Source organism: Micromonospora sp. NPDC003944 (assembly GCF_053605225.1).
This window is the reverse complement of record NZ_JBSGIV010000004.1, coordinates 107,337-124,620: the sequence shown is the minus strand read 5'-3', so window position 1 is coordinate 124,620 and position 17,284 is coordinate 107,337. Positions and strand designations below refer to the sequence as shown.

15 protein-coding genes are annotated in these 17,284 nt (G+C 71.0%); 6 read left to right on the top strand and 9 right to left on the bottom strand.

From position 1 onward, the window contains the following. Nucleotides 1-12: 12 nt before the first annotated feature. The 4 genes from ACWER9_RS03505 to disA all read left to right on the top strand — a co-directional run bounded on the left by ACWER9_RS03505 (nt 13) and on the right by disA (nt 4,631). Complete coding sequence (locus tag ACWER9_RS03505; RefSeq protein WP_452300274.1) at nt 13-852, top strand: UbiA family prenyltransferase; 840 nt, start codon at nt 13-15, stop codon at nt 850-852. A gap of 140 nt (nt 853-992) precedes the next feature. After that, nucleotides 993-1,772: a hypothetical protein gene (locus ACWER9_RS03500; RefSeq protein WP_452300273.1), complete on the top strand. Its 780-nt coding sequence runs from the start codon at nt 993-995 to the stop codon at nt 1,770-1,772. Between the two features lie 85 nt (nt 1,773-1,857). Next, on the top strand, nt 1,858-3,315 hold the full coding sequence (gene radA, locus ACWER9_RS03495) for a DNA repair protein RadA (RefSeq protein ID WP_452300272.1): 1,458 nt from the start codon (nt 1,858-1,860) through the stop codon (nt 3,313-3,315). Nucleotides 3,316-3,446: 131 nt separating this feature from the next. Beyond that, complete coding sequence (gene disA / locus ACWER9_RS03490; protein ID WP_357358221.1) at nt 3,447-4,631, top strand: DNA integrity scanning diadenylate cyclase DisA; 1,185 nt, start codon at nt 3,447-3,449, stop codon at nt 4,629-4,631. Nucleotides 4,632-4,637: 6 nt separating this feature from the next. Here the strand turns inward: disA and ACWER9_RS03485 are convergent, their stop codons facing one another. From ACWER9_RS03485 to ACWER9_RS03475, 3 genes are all read right to left on the bottom strand, one after another. Further along, complete coding sequence (locus tag ACWER9_RS03485) at nt 4,638-5,345, bottom strand: hypothetical protein (protein ID WP_452300271.1); 708 nt, start codon at nt 5,343-5,345, stop codon at nt 4,638-4,640. A gap of 106 nt (nt 5,346-5,451) precedes the next feature. Then, nucleotides 5,452-6,024: a peptide deformylase gene (locus ACWER9_RS03480; protein WP_452300270.1), complete on the bottom strand. Its 573-nt coding sequence runs from the start codon at nt 6,022-6,024 to the stop codon at nt 5,452-5,454. Next, nucleotides 6,021-6,533: a glycine cleavage system protein R gene (locus ACWER9_RS03475; protein ID WP_452300269.1), complete on the bottom strand. Its 513-nt coding sequence runs from the start codon at nt 6,531-6,533 to the stop codon at nt 6,021-6,023. The genes ACWER9_RS03480 and ACWER9_RS03475 overlap by 4 nt, the downstream gene beginning before the upstream one ends. 96 nt (nt 6,534-6,629) lie before the next feature. Here ACWER9_RS03475 and ACWER9_RS03470 point away from each other — a divergent pair, with 96 nt between their 5' ends. Further along, a complete protein-coding gene (locus tag ACWER9_RS03470) occupies nt 6,630-7,541 on the top strand; it encodes an A/G-specific adenine glycosylase (RefSeq protein ID WP_452300268.1) in 912 nt (303 codons plus the stop codon). A 437-nt stretch (nt 7,542-7,978) separates the two neighbouring features. Here the strand turns inward: ACWER9_RS03470 and ACWER9_RS03465 are convergent, their stop codons facing one another. The 3 genes from ACWER9_RS03465 to lysS form a co-directional block, all read right to left on the bottom strand. Then, nucleotides 7,979-10,522 carry an ATP-dependent Clp protease ATP-binding subunit gene (locus ACWER9_RS03465; protein ID WP_452300267.1) on the bottom strand — a complete coding sequence of 848 codons (2,544 nt, stop codon included), beginning with the start codon at nt 10,520-10,522 and terminating at the stop codon, nt 7,979-7,981. A gap of 565 nt (nt 10,523-11,087) precedes the next feature. Further along, on the bottom strand, nt 11,088-11,432 hold the full coding sequence (locus ACWER9_RS03460) for a histone-like nucleoid-structuring protein Lsr2 (protein WP_036392792.1): 345 nt from the start codon (nt 11,430-11,432) through the stop codon (nt 11,088-11,090). A 112-nt stretch (nt 11,433-11,544) separates the two neighbouring features. Next, nucleotides 11,545-13,053, bottom strand: coding sequence for a lysine--tRNA ligase (gene lysS, locus ACWER9_RS03455; RefSeq protein WP_452300266.1), 1,509 nt, complete (start codon nt 13,051-13,053; stop codon nt 11,545-11,547). A gap of 88 nt (nt 13,054-13,141) precedes the next feature. Between lysS and ACWER9_RS03450 the strand changes: the two genes are divergently transcribed. Next, nucleotides 13,142-13,882, top strand: a complete 741-nt coding sequence (locus ACWER9_RS03450) for a class I SAM-dependent methyltransferase (RefSeq protein WP_452300265.1) — start codon at nt 13,142-13,144, stop codon at nt 13,880-13,882. 37 nt (nt 13,883-13,919) lie between these two features. Here the strand turns inward: ACWER9_RS03450 and ACWER9_RS03445 are convergent, their stop codons facing one another. The 3 genes from ACWER9_RS03445 to ACWER9_RS03435 are packed head-to-tail and all read right to left on the bottom strand — an operon-like array spanning nt 13,920 to nt 17,283. After that, nucleotides 13,920-14,678, bottom strand: coding sequence for a type III pantothenate kinase (locus tag ACWER9_RS03445; protein ID WP_452300264.1), 759 nt, complete (start codon nt 14,676-14,678; stop codon nt 13,920-13,922). A gap of 17 nt (nt 14,679-14,695) precedes the next feature. Further along, complete coding sequence (gene nadC, locus ACWER9_RS03440) at nt 14,696-15,592, bottom strand: carboxylating nicotinate-nucleotide diphosphorylase (protein ID WP_452300263.1); 897 nt, start codon at nt 15,590-15,592, stop codon at nt 14,696-14,698. Further along, the gene (locus ACWER9_RS03435; protein ID WP_452300262.1) at nt 15,589-17,283 is read right to left on the bottom strand and encodes an L-aspartate oxidase; all 1,695 of its coding nucleotides are present in this window, start codon (nt 17,281-17,283) and stop codon (nt 15,589-15,591) included. The genes nadC and ACWER9_RS03435 overlap by 4 nt, the downstream gene beginning before the upstream one ends. Between the last annotated feature and the right edge of the window lies 1 nt (nt 17,284).

Genomic DNA, 17,284 nt, shown 5'->3' with positions numbered 1-17,284 from the left:
CAGACTTCCCTTATGTCGTCGAGGGTGTTAGGGCTGGTCAGGGCGAGCCATCCGGAACCGGCCGCAGCGGTGACCACGGTGGCCGGTCTGCTGGCCTGGGGCGTGGGCCACCGGCCGGCCGGAATCGTCTCGGTGGTGCTCGCCGTGCTGGCCAGCCAACTCGCCGTCGGCTGGACCAACGACGCGCTCGACGCCGAGCGGGACGCCACTGTGGGGCGTACCGACAAACCCGTCGCAAGTGGCGCGGTCGGTCGCCGCGTCACGGCCTGGGTCGCCGCGGCGGCCGCGGTGGCCTGCCCGCTGCTGGCGCTGACCACGAACCCGACGGCGGCGTTCTGGCTGACGCTCGCCCTGGTCTCCGCCCTGCTGTACGACTGGCCGCTCAAGGCCACCGCGTTCTCGGTGCTGCCCTACGCCGTGTCGTTCGGCGCGCTGCCCGCCTTCGTGGTGCTGGCGCTGCCCGGTCAGCCGGCCCCACCCGTCTGGCTGGTGGTGGCGGCGGCCTGCCTGGGCGCCGGCGCGCACTTCGCCAACGTGCTGCCCGACCTGGCCGACGACGCCCGCACCGGCGTGCGGGGGCTGCCCCACCGGCTGGGCGCCGCCGGCAGCCGGATGGCCGCGGCGGGTCTCCTCCTCGCGGCGACCGCGACCCTGGTCCTCGGACCACCCGGGCCGCCGTCGGCGATCGGCTGGGCCGCGGTCGGCACGGCCGCCGTGGTGCCGCCACTGAGCTGGTACGCCGGGCGCTCGGCGATCCGCGCAGGGCGGCGGCCGGTGGCGGCGTTCCGGGCGGTGATGCTGGTGGCCCTCATCGACGTGGTTCTGCTGGTGGCGAGCGGTCGGGTGGTGTGAACGCCACCCGGGCAGGTGGCATTGCCGGGTCCGTGTGCGGGCCTCGATCAGCCCCAACTACCCTGGAGCGCGGTCTGCGCGGGTATGGCCACCGTGCCCGGCGTACGGCCCGGGTGGGGATTGTGACGAGGAGGACCGACGTGACGCGCTCGATCAGGGGATCCCGGCGGGCGGCTCTGTTGCTGTCCGGGATCGCGGCGGCCAGCCTGCTGGCTTCCGGATGCGGCACCGGTCAGATCGCCGAGACCGCGTTGAAGGAGCCGTCGGTCCAGGGCGTCAACCTCACGACCGACAACGGTTCCTTCTCGGTGCGCGGCCTGCTCGTCGACTTCCCGGGCACCGAGGGTTACCGGGCCGGGCAGGACGCGGGGCTCGGCGCCGTGATCTACAACGACTCCAAGGAGACGGTGACTGTCACCGTCACCACCGAGAGCGCCCGCGAGGTGGTGATCAGCGGCGGCTCGGCGAGCCCGTCGCCGTCCGCCTCGGAGTCCGCCTCCATGAGCCCGTCGCCGTCCGGTTCGGCAAGCCCGTCGACCTCGACTTCCGGTTCGCCGAGCCCGTCGGCGACGCCCTCCGAGACCGGGTCGTCCTCGGCCACCCCGTCCGCCCCGGAGTCGGCGCGGGCGTCCGGTTCGGCAAGCCCGGCCGCCCCGGGCCAGCCGGCCCGGATCGAGCTGGCGCCGTTGAGCTACATCCAGTTCAACTCCGAGGCCACCACGCAGCTCCGGCTGATCGGCCTGACCGAGGCGCTGCGCTCCGGCCAGAACGTCGTCGTGACCTTCGACTTCGGCAACGGCAACACGGTCACCGGGCAGGCCCCGGTCGCGGTGCCGCTCACCCCGGCAGCTCCTCCGTCGCCGATCATCGAGCGCGAGGGCGGCTACGAGGGCGACGAGGGCGGCACGACCCACGAGTGACCCGACCCGCAGATCGACGGACGCCCCGGCGTGGTTACCACCACGCCGGGGTGTTTTCGTCGTACGCGGGGGCTAGCGTCCTGATGTGACCACCTCCCGATCGACAGCTCCGCGTGGCGGCACGGCCGGCGCCTCCCGTGGTCGGTCCGCCGCCCGCGACCCGCGTCCCGCCTACCAGTGCGACGCCTGCGGGCACCAGCCACCCAAGTGGGTGGGGCGCTGCCCCGAGTGCGGCGAGTGGGGGGCGGTGGTCGAGCACACGGTGACCGGCCCGACCGTCTCTGGGCGGGTGGTCAGCTCCCGGATGCCGTCCGAGCCGGCCCGGCCGATCGCCACCATCAGCGCCGCTCCGGCCCGCGCCCGTCCCACCGGGGTGAGCGAGCTCGACCGGGTGCTCGGCGGCGGCCTGGTCCCCGGCGCCGTGGTGTTGCTCGCCGGCGAGCCCGGCGTCGGCAAGTCGACCCTCCTGCTCGATGTGGCGCAGCAGTGGGCGGTCGGTGCCGGCAGCCCCTCGCTCGTGGTCAGCGGCGAAGAGTCGGTCAATCAGGTGCGGCTGCGCGCCGAGCGGATGGGCACCCTGCACGAGCAGCTCTACCTCGCCGCCGAGAGCGACCTGGCCTCGGTGCTCGGTCACCTCGACGCGGTCAAGCCGGGCCTGTTGGTGCTCGACTCGGTGCAGACCATCTCGACCACCGGCACCGAGGGGGTGCCCGGTGGGGTCACCCAGGTCCGCGCGGTCACCGCCGCGCTGGTCTCGGTCGCCAAGGAGCGGGGCATCGCCACCGTGCTGGTCGGGCACGTCACCAAGGACGGCCAGGTGGCCGGGCCTCGGGTGCTGGAGCATCTGGTCGACGTGGTGCTGCACTTCGAGGGCGACAAGCACTCGTCGCTGCGCCTGGTGCGCGGCGTGAAGAACAGGTTCGGCGCGGCCGACGAGGTCGGCTGCTTCGAGATGCACGAGGGCGGCATCAGCAGCCTGGCCGACCCGTCCGGGCTGTTCCTGACCCGCTACGCGGAGCCGGTCCCGGGCACCTGCGTGACAGTCGCCATGGAGGGCCGGCGGGCGCTGGTCACCGAGGTGCAGGCGCTCATCGGCGCGACGGTGGCCGGCTCTCCCCGGCGCACCGTCTCCGGCCTCGACTCGGCGCGCCTGGCGATGGTGCTCGCGGTGCTGCAGCGGCGCACCGAACGGCTGACCCTGCACGACCGGGAGGTCTTCGCCGCTACCGTGGGCGGCATCCGGGTGGTGGAGCCGGCCGCCGACCTTGCGGTGGCCCTGGCGGTCGCCTCCGGCGGGCTCAACCTGGCGATCGCACCGCACCTGGTGGCGATCGGCGAGGTGGGGCTGACCGGCGAGGTGCGTCGGGTCGGTGCGGTGCCGCGCCGGCTGGCCGAGGCGGCCCGACTGGGGTTCAAGGTGGCACTGGTCCCGCCCGGCTGCGGCCCGGCCAGCACCGGCGCCGGGCCCGAGCAGATGCGGGTGACCGAGGTCACCGATGTCCGTTCGGCGCTGCACCATGCGGCCCGTGCGTCCGCCGAGTGACCCACTGTGCCGACGAGGGCGGCGAAACGGGACAGCACGGCGCAAGCGGGAAACGTCGACGAGGGCGGCATCGTGACACATCACAGTAACCACGACAGCACCCACCGCACGGCAGTCCGTAGACTGTGCCCGTGCCGATCGACCGCGATACCACCAAGCCAGCCGGCGCGCCGCCTCAGGCCCGCACCGGCGCCGTGGGCTCGCCGGCCCGCCCGATCAGCGTGAACGTGACCGCGGGGCCCGCCGGGAGCGCCGGAGATCCGCTGCGGGCAAACCTTGCCCTGATGGCCCCGGGCACCGCCCTGCGTGACGGCCTGGAGCGCATCCTGCGGGGTCGCACGGGCGCGCTCATCGTGCTCGGCTACGACAAGGTGGTCGAGGGCCTGTGCACCGGCGGCTTCCCACTGGACGTGGAGTTCTCCGCGACGCGCGTACGTGAGCTGTGCAAGATGGACGGCGCTGTCGTGCTCTCCAGCGACGGCACCAGGATCGTCCGGGCGGCCGTGCACCTGATGCCCGACCCGTCCATCCCGACCGAAGAGTCCGGCACCCGGCACCGGACCGCTGAGCGGGTGGCCCGCCAGACCGGTTACCCGGTCATCTCGGTCAGCCAGTCGATGCGGATCATCAGCCTCTACGTCAACGGGCAACGGCACGTGCTCGACGACTCGGCGGCCATCCTCTCCCGCGCCAACCAGGCGCTCGCCACCCTGGAGCGCTACAAGCTCCGACTGGACGAGGTCTCCGGCACGCTCTCCGCCCTGGAGATCGAGGATCTGGTCACCGTGCGCGACGCGGTGGCAGTGGTGCAGCGACTGGAGATGGTTCGCCGGATCGCCGACGAGATCGCCGGCTACGTGGTGGAGCTGGGCACCGACGGTCGCCTGCTCGCCCTGCAACTCGACGAGCTGATGGCCGGCGTGGACGCCGACCGGACACTCGTCATTCGGGACTACCTCCCCGTCGGCCGCAAGTCGCGCACCCTGGACGAGGCTCTCGTCGAGCTGGACCTGCTCGGTGCCACCGAGCTGATCGACCTGGTGTCGGTCGCCAAGGCGATCGGCTACCCGGCCGCGTCCGACGCGCTCGACGCCGCGGTCAGTCCGCGCGGCTTCCGACTGCTGGCCAAGGTGCCCCGACTCCCGGTGGCGGTGGTCGACCGCCTGGTGCTGCACTTCGGCAGCCTCCAGCGGCTGCTCGGCGCGACGGTGGAAGACCTGCAAGCCGTCGAGGGGGTCGGCGACGCCCGGGCCCGTGGCGTCCGTGAGGGGCTGTCCCGGCTCGCCGAGGCATCCATCCTGGAACGCTACGTCTGACCCGGCTCAGCCGGTGACGGTGAGCTTCACCGGGTCGCTGAGCTTCGTGCCGACCCGGGCGAACACCTGGTACGACCCGACCGATGCGAACGGCCCGCCGGCCAGCGCACCATCGCAACGGCTGGTGTCCCGCCCGTTCCAGGGCACCTGGTAGGAGCGCTCGAAGTTCGGCGTGAAGGACTGCACGTCCGAGCCCTCGACCTTGCCGCAGGTGTCCGACGACCAGACCTTCTCGGCACCGGACTTGATGAAGATCTCCTGGAAGTCGGCGCCGACGTTGCGACTACAGGTTCGATCCGACGTGTTCTTGATCTTCAGCTGTAGCTCGACCACCGCGCCGCGCTGCACCGAGGTCTGGCTCGCCGACGAGACCACACTGATCTCGTCGTTGGTGCAGGTGCCGTCGTCCTCCGAACCAGCCGCCGCACCCAACGGCGGCGTGTTGCTGGTGATCGCCGGGCTCGGGTTCGTCGCAGCCGGATCAGCGGAGGCGGACGGTGACGGCCCTCCGGTCTGCGGTGTCAGCACCGGGCCACCGGGGTCGGACGTCGCGGCGGACGTCGCCGACGGCGAACCACCCGCCTTCGGCTCCTGGCCGCCGGAGCCGGTGCACGAGTAGAGCAGGACAATCAGGAAGAGGAGACCCGCTCCGAGTACGACGGCGCGACGCCGCCAGTACACGGCGGGTGACAGGGGGCCGACCGTCAGACGCATGATGCCCTCCACCGTAGCCGCGCCGTAGCCGCCACGGCGGCGCGACGCGCCGGAACCGATTCGAGGCGCGTCACGGCATCTCCACTGTGGACGCAGCGCACCTCGGTCACAGGTAGACCTTGCGCTGGTAGACACCGTGCGCACCGGCCACCCGGTCCAGGAAGAGCAAGCCCGCACAGTGGTCGATCTCGTGCTGCAACGCCCGCGCCTCGAAGCCGTCGGTCACCAGCCGGACCGGCTCACCGCTGCCCGGCAGATCACCCTCCACCACCAGGCGGCTGGCCCGTTTCACGTCCCCGGTCAGGTCCGGCACCGACATGCAGCCCTCCCGGCCTGGCTTCCACCGCGTCGCCTCGACCACCCGCGCGTTGCACAGCACGAAGGTGCCGTGCACCGTCACCGCCTTGGGGTGCCCGGTCACGTCGACCGCGAAGACACGAGCACCCACCCCGACCTGCGGCGCGGCCAGCCCGACACAGCCCGGGGAGACCCTCATCGTGGCGATCAGGTCGGCCGCGAGTTGGACCGTCTCCTTCGCCGTGGGGTCGACCTCGTCCGCGGCCCGACTCAGCACCGGGTGCGGGGCAGACACCACCGCCCGCACCTCGCCCGGCACGTCGAGCGACTCCGGCGTCCAGTCTCCCAGGCCGGCGTCCGGCCCGCGCTCCTCGCCGGTCACAACAGGTCCGGGTCCGCCGGCCGGAGGGTGACCTCCACGCCCAGCTCGGCAGCCGTCCGGTGCAACCGGTCGACCAGAGGGTCCGCCACACCGGCCGGCAACTCGACCTCCGCCAGGACAACGTAGAGCGCACCGGTCAACCGGGTACTCAGGTCGGTGACGTTCCCTCCCGCGTCCACGAGCACCCGTGTCATCGCCGCCACGATCCCCATCCGGTCCGAACCGTGCACCGCCATCACGTACGGCTCACCCGCGGGCGGGACATCGCCGTCCGGGGTCACCGCGCGTACCGTCGCCAGCAGCTGGCCCTCGGCGGCAAGCGACGCCAGCGCGGCCTCGACCTCGGCGGCGGCCGGACCCGTGCAGATGAGGGTCATCGCAAAATGCCCTCGCAGCCGCGTCATCGTGCTGTCGGTGAGGTTCGCGCCCAGTCGGGCCAGCACCTCCGCGACGTCGGCCACGATGCCCGGCCGGTCCCGACCGATGACGGTGATCGCGAGCTCGTTCATCCGCGCATTCTCCCCCGCCCACGGAACCACGACGTGGCACCCCGCCCGAGCCGCCCACCCAACGGGAACGGCAGGCGTGACATCATCAACGACGCCATGACGCAACCCGAGTTCGCCACCCTGGTCAGCCGGTGGTTCCAGCAGCACGCCCGTGACCTGCCGTGGCGCGAGCCCGGGGTCACCCCGTGGGCCATCCTGGTCAGCGAGGTGATGCTCCAGCAGACACCCGTGGTCCGGGTGGTGCCGGCCTGGCAGGCATGGCTGGCCCGCTGGCCGGACCCGGCCGCGTTGGCGGCGGACACCCCCGCCGAGGCGATCCGGATGTGGGGACGTCTCGGCTACCCCCGCCGGGCGGTCCGGTTACGCGACTGCGCGGTCGCGATCGTCGAGCGGCACGGCGGCCAGGTGCCGTACCGGCTGGAGCAACTGCTGGCACTACCCGGCGTCGGCACCTACACGGCACGAGCGGTGGCCGCCTTCGCCTACGGGCAGCGCCACCCGGTGGTCGACACCAACGTACGCCGGGTCGTGAGCCGGGCGGTGGCCGGCGAACCGGACGCCGGGCCCGTCACCCGACCAGCCGACCTGGTCGCCACCGAGGAACTACTCCCGGCTGAACCGGCCGCAGCGGCACTTGCCAGCGCCGCGTTCATGGAGTTGGGCGCGGTGATCTGCACAGCCCGCTCACCGCGCTGCACGGCCTGCCCCGTCGAGTCCGTCTGCGCCTGGCGGGCCTCCAGGCAGGAGGCACCCACAGGGCCGACCCGCCGACCCCAGCGGTACGCGGGCACCGACCGACAGGTACGCGGCCTGCTGCTCGGCGTGCTCCGGGACAACACCGGGCCGGTCCCGCACCAGCGGCTCGACCAGGTGTGGACCGACGACGTGCAACGCGCCCGCGCCCTCGCCGGCCTGGTGCAGGACGGACTAGTCGAACCCGTCGGTGCCGACTCCTTCCGCCTGGTCGGCGACGGCCCATCCATCCCCACCGCCGACCTCACCACCTGACGCACCCGTTACCGCGCATCCGTGTCCGCGCGTCCTCCGCTCCACGACTCTCACCCCCACGATCGTGCTCGATCCTGGATGTAGTGGTGTCGGGTGCACGGGATGCCACTACAACCAGGATGTAGTGCGATCTTGCATGGGCCTCGATCGGGGCGAGGCTGACGCCGGGCTCACCACCCCCCTGCGCCGGCCCGCAACATCGGGGAAAGTGCTGCTTCCGAACGCCGCGAGGCGACACTTTCCCTGATGTTGCGCGGATCTTTTCGCTCGGTGGGCGCGACGCTTCGGTCGGTGGGCGCGGCGTTTCAGGGGAGCGCGGCCGGGTGAGGTCGGCGACGTCGAGCGGGGAGACGGCGGGTGTCGCCTTCTCGGGTACGCAGAAAGCGGGGCCCCGGTGGCTTGTTGCGCCACCGGGGCCCCGCCCTTGCTGGTTGTTGTTACTCGTCCACACCTGCGGCGGCGGTGCCAGCGGCAGTGCCACCGAGGTCGGCCGGGACGGCGTCCGGAACTTCGACCGGCTTGTCCGAGCCCCGGAAGACGAGCTTGGACTTGTCGATGTCGTTCGGGTCGCCTTCGCAGTCGACCACGACGATCTGACCCGGGGTCAGCTCGTTGAACAGGATCCGCTCGGAGAGGTTGTCCTCGATGTCGCGCTGGATCGTGCGACGAAGCGGACGGGCGCCGAGCACCGGGTCGAAGCCCTTCGCGGCCAGGTACTTCTTGGCGTTGTCGGTCAGCTCCAGACCCATGTCCTTGTTGCGCAGCTGGCCTTCGATCCGCTGGATCATGATGTCCACGATCGAGAGGATCTCGGTCTGGCGCAGCTGGTGGAAGACGATGGTGTCGTCGATCCGGTTGAGGAACTCAGGCCGGAAGTGCTGCTTGAGCTCGTCGTTGACCTTCTGCTTCATCCGGTCGTAGTTGGACTCGGAGTCCTCCGACTGCTGGAAGCCCAGCGACACCGCCTTGGCGACGTCACGGGTGCCCAGGTTGGTGGTCAGGATGATGACCGTGTTCTTGAAGTCCACGATCCGACCCTGACCGTCGGTGAGCCGACCGTCTTCGAGGATCTGCAGGAGCGTGTTGAACACGTCCGGGTGGGCCTTCTCGATCTCGTCGAAGAGGACCACCGAGAACGGCCGACGCCGCACCTTCTCGGTCAGCTGCCCGCCCTCGTCGTAGCCGACGTAGCCGGGAGGGGCACCCACGAGCCGGGAGACCGTGTAGCGGTCGTGGAACTCGGACATGTCCAGCTGGATGAGGGCGTCCTCGCTGCCGAAGAGGAACTCGGCGAGCGCCTTGGACAGCTCGGTCTTACCGACACCGGACGGGCCGGCGAAGATGAACGAGCCGGACGGGCGCTTCGGGTCCTTCAGGCCGGCCCGGGTACGCCGGATCGCCTTCGAGACCGCCTTGACCGCGTCCTCCTGGCCGATGACGCGCTTGTGCAGCTCGTCCTCCATGCGCAGCAGGCGCGAGGTCTCCTCCTCGGTCAGCTTGTAGACCGGGATGCCGGTCCAGTTGCCGAGCACCTCGGCGATCTGCTCGTCGTCGACCTCGCTGACGACGTCCAGGTCACCGGCCTTCCACTCCTTCTCCCGCTGAGCCTTCTGGCCGAGGAGCTGCTTCTCCTTGTCGCGCAACTGGGCGGCACGCTCGAAGTCCTGTGCGTCGATCGCGGACTCCTTGTCGCGACGCACCTGGGCGATGCGCTCGTCGAAGTCACGCAGGTCTGGCGGCGCGGTCATCCGGCGGATCCGCATCCGGGCACCGGCCTCGTCGATCAGGTCGATCGCCTTGTCCGGGAGGAAGCGGTCGGAGATGTACCTGTCGGCGAGCGTCGCGGCAGCCACGAGAGCGGCGTCGGTGATGCTCACCCGGTGGTGCGCCTCGTAGCGGTCACGCAGGCCCTTGAGGATCTCGATGGTGTGGGCCAGCGACGGCTCACCCACCTGGATCGGCTGGAACCGGCGCTCGAGAGCGGCGTCCTTCTCCAGGTGCTTGCGGTACTCGTCGAGCGTGGTGGCACCGATGGTCTGCAGCTCACCACGGGCCAGCATCGGCTTGAGGATGCTCGCGGCGTCGATCGCGCCCTCGGCGGCACCCGCACCCACCAGGGTGTGGATCTCGTCGATGAACAGGATGATGTCGCCGCGGGTGCGGATCTCCTTGAGCACCTTCTTGAGGCGCTCCTCGAAGTCACCGCGGTAGCGGGAGCCGGCGACGAGCGCGCCCAGGTCGAGCGTGTAGAGCTGCTTGTCCTTGAGGGTCTCGGGCACCTCGCCCTTGATGATCTTCTGGGACAGGCCCTCCACCACGGCGGTCTTACCGACGCCGGGCTCACCGATCAGGACGGGGTTGTTCTTGGTACGGCGGGAGAGCACCTGCATGACCCGCTCGATTTCCTTCTCGCGCCCGATGACCGGGTCGAGCTTGCCCTCGCGGGCGGCCTGAGTCAGGTTACGGCCGAACTGGTCCAGCACCAGGCTGGTCGACGGCGCGGCCTCACCCGCCGCGGCACCCGCGGCGGCGGGCTCCTTGCCCTGGTAGCCGGAGAGCAGCTGGATCACCTGCTGGCGGACCCGGTTGAGGTCGGCGCCGAGCTTGACCAGCACCTGGGCAGCGACGCCCTCGCCCTCACGGATCAGCCCGAGCAGGATGTGCTCCGTGCCGATGTAGTTGTGGCCGAGCTGCAGCGCCTCGCGCAGCGACAGCTCCAGCACCTTCTTGGCCCGCGGCGTGAACGGGATGTGCCCGCTCGGCGCCTGCTGACCCTGGCCGATGATCTCCTCGACCTGCTGGCGGACGCCCTCAAGGGAGATGCCGAGGCTCTCCAGGGCCTTTGCCGCGACGCCTTCACCTTCGTGGATCAGGCCCAGCAGGATGTGTTCCGTACCGATGTAGTTGTGGTTGAGCATCCGGGCCTCTTCTTGGGCCAGGACGACAACCCGTCGCGCTCGGTCGGTGAACCGCTCGAACATGCCCTCGTGCTCCTCACGTGCCGTGCGCCTTGATGGTCAAGATCTTGGCGGGGCCGGTGCACGAACGTCCGGGACGGGCGTCCGTGCCTCCTTACTCTATCGTCGCCGACCGACTCAGCTGAGGTCGTGTGTCTCTGCTCTGGGTCGGTTCCACGTCGTTTTGCACAACCGTCCGCGCTCAGGAGGTGTTCCGGTAGCCCTGTCGCTACGCGCAGAGCGAAATCCGACCGGCTCGACGGAAGCCCGATCCGGGGTCCGGAAGCGTTCCGGGAGCCTCCGGAGGGGCGTACCGGCGGTCGCGACGAACGCCGCGCCGGGCCCTGGGGGGAGGTTGTCCACAGGTTGTGGATAGCTGGTCCACTGGTTGTGGACAACGCCGGTCGTCCCGGAATCCTTCCCGGCCGGAAACGGACATTACGCCTCACCCGGGAGCGGTGACGACGGCACCTACCGCGGAACGGCGACGAAGCCCGTCAGCGGATGCGGCGACGCCGGCCCGGAGGGGTTCTCCGGCCCGGCGTCGGTGTCGCCTGCGGTGGCGGCTGGCCACCGAGCTGCTGAGGGATCAGCGCTTCGCGTGGAACTCGTCCACGATCTCCTGGGGGATACGACCGCGGTCCGAGATGTCCTTGCCGGCCTTCTTGGCCCACTCCCGGATCGCCTTGTTCTGTTCCCGATCGGCGGTCGCGCCACCCCGACCGCGGGCAGCCCGCCCACCGATCACCACGCCGCCCCGGCCGACCTTGGTGCCGGCGCCCACGTACGAGGCAAATGCATCACGCAATTTCGCGGCGTTGGCGCTCGACAGGTCGATCTCGTACTGAACGCCGTCGAGGGCGAACTTGACGGTCTCGTCCGCGTCCCCGCCGTCCAGGTCATCGACCAGCTTGTGAATGATTTGCTTGGCCACGTCCCACATTCCTTTCGAGCAGGGTGCTCCTGCTAACGAGAGCACAATAACCCCCGCGCCGCTCGCCGCGTCAATAGGATCCCGTTACGGCTCGGCGTGAGCCCGGGTGGGACTACTCCTGGCGGACCAACGGGAAGAGGATCGTTTCCCGAATTCCGAGGCCGGTCAGGGCCATCAAGAGGCGGTCGATTCCCATTCCCATACCGCCGGCCGGTGGCATTCCATACTCCATCGCCCGAAGAAAGTCCTCGTCGAGACGCATCGCCTCGTCGTCGCCGCGAGCCGCGAGCTGCGCCTGGGCCACCAGCCGCTCCCGCTGCACGATCGGGTCGACCAGCTCGGAGTACCCGGTGCCCAGCTCGAACCCGAGCACGTAGAGGTCCCACTTCTCGGCCAGACCCGGCTCGCTGCGGTGGGCCCGGGTGAGCGGGCTGGTCTCCTCCGGGTAGTCCCGCACGAAGGTGGGTGCCTCAAGGCCGGGAACGACAAGTTCCTCGAACAGTTCCTCGGCCAGCTTGCCCGGCCCCCACTTCGGGTCGACCGCCAATCCCACCTTGTCCGCGTACTCCACCAGACGGGTCCGGTCGGTGCGGACCGTGACCTCCTCGCCGAGCGCTTCGGAAAGCACGCCGAAGAGTGTCACCGACCGCCACTCACCACCCAGGTCGAACTCCCGCCCGTCGGCGTGGGTCACCACCATCGAACCGCCCACCGCGATCGCCGCCTGTTGCACGAGATTACGGGTCAGCTCGCCGATCGTGTCGTAGTCCCCGTACGCCTGGTACGTCTCCAGCATCGCGAACTCCGGCGAGTGCGAAGAGTCGACACCCTCATTACGGAAGTTGCGGTTGATCTCGAAGACGCGGTCGACGCCACCGACCACAGCGCGCTTGAGAAACAGTTCCGGCGCGATTCGCAGATACAGATCGGTGTTCAACGCATTGCTGTGGGTCACGAACGGTCGGGCTGTCGCACCGCCGTGCAGCAGTTGCAACATCGGCGTTTCCACCTCGATGAAGCCCTGCCCGTGCAGTGAATCGCGCAGACTGCGTACCGCGGCGGCCCGGGTGCGTACCATCTCCCGTGCCTGCGGTCGGACGATCAGGTCGACATAACGCTGCCGGACCCGCGCCTCCTCGGAGAGGGGCTTGTGGGCGACCGGCAGTGGACGCAGCGCCTTGGCGGTCATCTCCCACTGCTGGGCCAGCACCGACAGCTCACCCCGGCGGCTGGTGATCACCTCGCCGGTGACGCCGACGTGGTCGCCGAGGTCGACGAGTCGCTTCCACGCCTCCAGCCGCTCCGGCCCGACCCGGTCCAGGGATAGCATCGCCTGCAACTCGGTGCCGTCGCCGTCGCGCAGGGTCGCGAAGCAGAGCTTGCCCGTGTTGCGTACGAAGATCACCCGGCCGGTGACCGCGACCTGGTCGCCGGTCGCGGTGTCGGTCGGCAGGTCGGCGTAGCGCGCCCGGACCTGCGCCAGGGTGGTGGTGCGGGGGAAGCCGACCGGGTAGGGCTCGACACCCTCGGCGAGCATCCGGTCCCGCTTCTCCCGGCGGACCTTCATCTGCTCGGGAAGGTCGTCGGCGGGGTCCACTGGCACGGGGTTCTGCTCGGTCACGGCACGCTTCCTCGTCACGGAGATTCAGGGGGTCAGGGCCGAGCGTACTCAAGCGCGCCGGAGGCCGTTACGGGATAACCTGCCCGCCATGGTCGATCACACTCACGCCCTGTCGTTCGGTGCCGCCGCGAGCGAATATGACCGGTTGCGACCACGTTATCCGGAAGGTGCGGTCCGTTGGGCCCTCGACGGGCTGAGCGCAGCCCGGGTGGTCGACCTCGCGGCGGGCACCGGCATCCTGACCCGCGCCGTGCTGGCCCTGGGCCACGAGGTCGTACCCGTCGAACCCGATCCGGAGATGCGGGCCCAGCTCGCCGCGAGCACCCCGGGCACGACGGCGCTCGCGGGCAGCGCCGAGGCCGTGCCGCTGCCCGACTCGGCCACGGACGCGGTGCTTGCGGGGACGGCGTACCACTGGTTCGACCGGGAGCTGGCGCACGCCGAGGTCGCCCGGGTGCTCCGTCCCGGCGGCATCTTCGCCCCCATCTGGAACATCCGGGACGACAGCGTCGACTGGGTCGCCGAGTTGGGTCGTATCGCCCACTTCGGGGACAAGTCGGCGCGTCATGTCATCAGCGAGTACACCGACTTCGGCCCGGCGTTCGACGCCATCGAGCAGCGCGAGTTCGCGCACCGCACCACGCTGGCGCCGGATGAGCTACTCGGCATGGTCCGCACCCGCTCGTACTGGCTCACCGCCAGCAGCGAGGACCAACGGCGGGTCGAGCGGGAACTTGACGAACTCCTGAACAGCCACCCCGCCCTGGCCGGGCGGGACACCATCGAGCTGCCGTACCGCACGCTGGTGCTGCGCGCCCGGCGGCGCTGAGGCCCCGGGCGGCGGCCGGCGCTCGACGGCGGCCGGGTCAGAGGTTGCGCTCGTAGACCATCCGCAGGCCGATCAGCGTGATCATCGGCTCGTGGTGGGTGATGCTGCGACACTCGTTGATCACCAGGGAGGCGAGGCCGCCGGTGGCGATGACCGCGCGCACCTCGCCCAGCTCCTCGGTCATCCGCTCGACGATCCGGTCCACCTGCCCGGCGAAGCCGAAGTACAGGCCGGCCTGGAGGCACTCCACGGTGTTCTTGCCGATCACCGATCGGGGCTTGGTGGCCTCGACCTTGCGCAGCTGGGCGGCCCGGGCGGCCAGCGCGTCGAAGGAGATCTCGATGCCCGGGGCGAACGCACCGCCGAGGAACTCACCGCGCTCGCTGATCACGTCGAAGTTGGTGGTGGTGCCGAAGTCCACCACGATCGACGGCCCGCCGTAGAGGGTGTACGCGGCGAGGGTGTTCACCACCCGGTCGGAACCCACCTCCTTCGGGTTGTCGATCGCCAACTGCACCCCGGTCCGCACTCCCGGCTCGACCACGACGCTCGGCAGGTCGGCGTAGTACCGACTGAGCATGGTGCGCAGCGACCGCAGCGCGGCCGGCACCGTCGAGCAGGCGGCCACACCGGTGATCTCGACGTTGTCCCCGGCGAGCAGACCCCGGAACATCAGGCCCAGCTCGTCCGCCGTCGAACGGGCGTCGGTCTTGATCCGCCAGGAGTGCGCGAGCTTGTCGCCGTCGAAGGTCGCCAGCACGGTGTTGGTGTTTCCGATGTCGATGCAGAGCAGCACGCACGCAGCCTAGACAACTACTCCGTGCGCAGGTCCAGCGCGATGTCCAGGATCGGCGACGAGTGCGTCAACGCGCCCACCGAGAGGAAGTCCACGCCGGTGGCCGCGTACCGGCCGGCCACCTCCAGGGTCAGCCCGCCGGTCGCCTCCAGCTCCGCCCGGTCGCCCACCGCCGCCACCGCCTCGGCCAGCACCTCGGGCGTCATGTTGTCGCAGAGCAGGAAGTCCGCCCCGGCCTCCACCGCCTCCACCGCCTCGTCGACGGTGGTTACCTCGACCTGCACCGGCACCTCCGGGAACGCCTCCCGGACCCGCCGGTAGGCAGCCGTGATGCCGCCGGCCGCCAGCTTGTGGTTGTCCTTGATCATGGCCACGTCGTAGAGGCCCATCCGCTTGTTGGTGCCACCGCCGGCGCGCACCGCGTACTTCTCCAGCGCCCGCAGGCCCGGTGTCGTCTTGCGGGTGTCCAGCACCATCGCCTTCGTGCCGGCGAGGGCGTCCGCCCAGGCCCGGGTGTGGGTGGCCACCCCGGACATCCGGCAGAGCAGGTTGAGGGCCGTCCGCTCGGCAGTCAGCAGCAGCCGGGTCGGGCCGGTCACCGTGGCCAGCACGTCGCCGCGCGCCACCCGCTCGCCGTCGCGGGCCAGGACCGACACCTCGACGGTACGACCGAAGCCCGTCACCTCCCCCACCAGCTCGAACACGGCTGCGGCCACGGCCATCCCGGCCACCACCCCGTCCGCACGGGCCACCAGATCGGCGGTGTCGGTCTGCTCGGCCGGAATGGTTGCCACGCTTGTGACGTCGAGAAAGTCCGGGCCCAGGTCCTCGACCAACGCGCCCTCGATCACCCGCCGTACGTGCGCCGGATCCAGCCCGGCCGCCCGCAACACCGTCTCCGTCGACTCCGTCATGATTGCTCCTCCCACTGGTGCGTCACCCGGCCCTGCGCCCCGACCGCCCCGACCAGATGGCCCAACCACCGCTCGTCGGCCGTCGGGAAGTCCTCCCGCCAGTGGCAACCCCGGGTCTCACCGCGGGCGTACGCGGCGGCGACAAGCGTCGACGCCACGGTGAGCAGGTTCGTCGCCTCCCAGTCGGCGGTCCGCGGCCGACCCCGGGCGACGCCCAGCTCGGTAAGCGTCCCGGCCGTGTCGGCGAGCGTCGCCGCGGATCGGAGCACCCCGGCCCCCCGGGTCATCGCCCGTTGCAGGGTCGGCGTCACCTCCGCCGGCAACACCCAGCCCGCACCCCCACGCCAGGCTCCGGTGTCCGCCGGCTGGACCTGCTCGGGCAGGCCGGCAGCGATGTCCTCGGCGATCCGACGGGAGAAGACCAGACCCTCCAGCAGCGAGTTGCTGGCCAGCCGGTTCGCGCCGTGCACGCCCGTGCAGGCCACCTCGCCGCAGGCGTACAGGCCCGGAATGGAGGTGCGGCCCCGCAGGTCGGTCCGGACCCCGCCGGAGGCGTAGTGGGCGGCCGGTGCCACCGGGATCAGGTCGGTCGCCGGGTCCACGCCGATCGCCAGGCAGGACGCCACGATCGTGGGGAACCGACCGGCCAGGAAGTCGCCGCCCAGGTGCCGCGCGTCGAGGAAGACGTGGTCCGCGCCGGTGGCCAGCAGCACCCGGTGGATGCCCTTGGCCACCACGTCCCGGGGCGCCAGCTCAGCCAGCTCGTGCTGGCCCACCATGAACCTCTTGCCGTCCGCGTCCACCAGGTACGCGCCCTCACCCCGCAGCGCCTCCGAGACCAGCGGCTGCTGCGCGTGCCCGGCCCCCGGCACCCCTGCGCCGCTCGGAGTGATCAGGGCGGTCGGGTGGAACTGGACGAACTCCACGTCGGTCACCGCCGCGCCGGCGCGCATCGCCAACGCCACCCCGTCCCCGGTGGAGACCGCCGGGTTGGTGGTGGCCGAGAAGATCTGCCCCATGCCGCCGGTGGCGAGCACCACCGCACGGGCCAGCAACGCGCCGACGCCGTCCTCGCTGCCCTCACCCAACACGTGCAGGGTGATTCCGCAGGCCCTGCCGAGCCCGTCCGGGCCGTCGCCCGGCGCGCGCAGCAGGTCCAGCACGAGGGCGTGCTCGACCAGCCGGATCCACGGGTCGCGCTGCACAGCGGCGTGCAGTGCCCTCTGCACCTCCGCGCCGGTGGCGTCCCCGCCGGCGTGCACGATCCGGTCCGCCCGGTGACCGCCCTCGCGGGTCAGCATCAGCGAACCGTCCGGGTGTCGATCGAACTCGGCACCGATCCGGATCAGCTCACGGAGCCGGGTCGGGCCCTCCTCGACAAGCACCCGGACCGCCGCCGGGTCGCACAGCCCGACCCCGGCGACCTCGGTGTCCCGGGCATGCGCGGCCGGGGCGTCGGCCGGGTCGAGCACGGCGGCGATGCCACCCTGCGCCCACCGGGTCGAGCCGTCATCGATATTGACCTTGGTGACCACCGTGACGTGCAGACCCGCCTCACGCAGGTGCAGCGCCGCGGTCAACCCGGCCACGCCGGAACCCACCACGATCACGTCGGTGGTCTCCACCCAGCCGGGCGCGGGCGCGGCCAGCAGCGCGGGCAGGGCAGGCAGGTCGACGGTCGGAAGGTCCATC

What these genes read in the sequence shown, in the direction of transcription:
- ACWER9_RS03505 (WP_452300274.1), top strand. Translation starts at nt 13, where the DNA reads ATGTCGTCGAGGGTGTTAGGGCTGGTCAGGGCGAGCCATCCGGAACCG.
- ACWER9_RS03485 (WP_452300271.1), bottom strand. Translation starts at nt 5,345, where the DNA reads ATGCGTCTGACGGTCGGCCCCCTGTCACCCGCCGTGTACTGGCGGCGT.
- ACWER9_RS03475 (WP_452300269.1), bottom strand. Translation starts at nt 6,533, where the DNA reads ATGAACGAGCTCGCGATCACCGTCATCGGTCGGGACCGGCCGGGCATC.
- ACWER9_RS03470 (WP_452300268.1), top strand. Translation starts at nt 6,630, where the DNA reads ATGACGCAACCCGAGTTCGCCACCCTGGTCAGCCGGTGGTTCCAGCAG.
- ACWER9_RS03465 (WP_452300267.1), bottom strand. Translation starts at nt 10,522, where the DNA reads ATGTTCGAGCGGTTCACCGACCGAGCGCGACGGGTTGTCGTCCTGGCC.
- ACWER9_RS03450 (WP_452300265.1), top strand. Translation starts at nt 13,142, where the DNA reads ATGGTCGATCACACTCACGCCCTGTCGTTCGGTGCCGCCGCGAGCGAA.
- nadC (WP_452300263.1), bottom strand. Translation starts at nt 15,592, where the DNA reads ATGACGGAGTCGACGGAGACGGTGTTGCGGGCGGCCGGGCTGGATCCG.
- ACWER9_RS03435 (WP_452300262.1), bottom strand. Translation starts at nt 17,283, where the DNA reads ATGGACCTTCCGACCGTCGACCTGCCTGCCCTGCCCGCGCTGCTGGCC.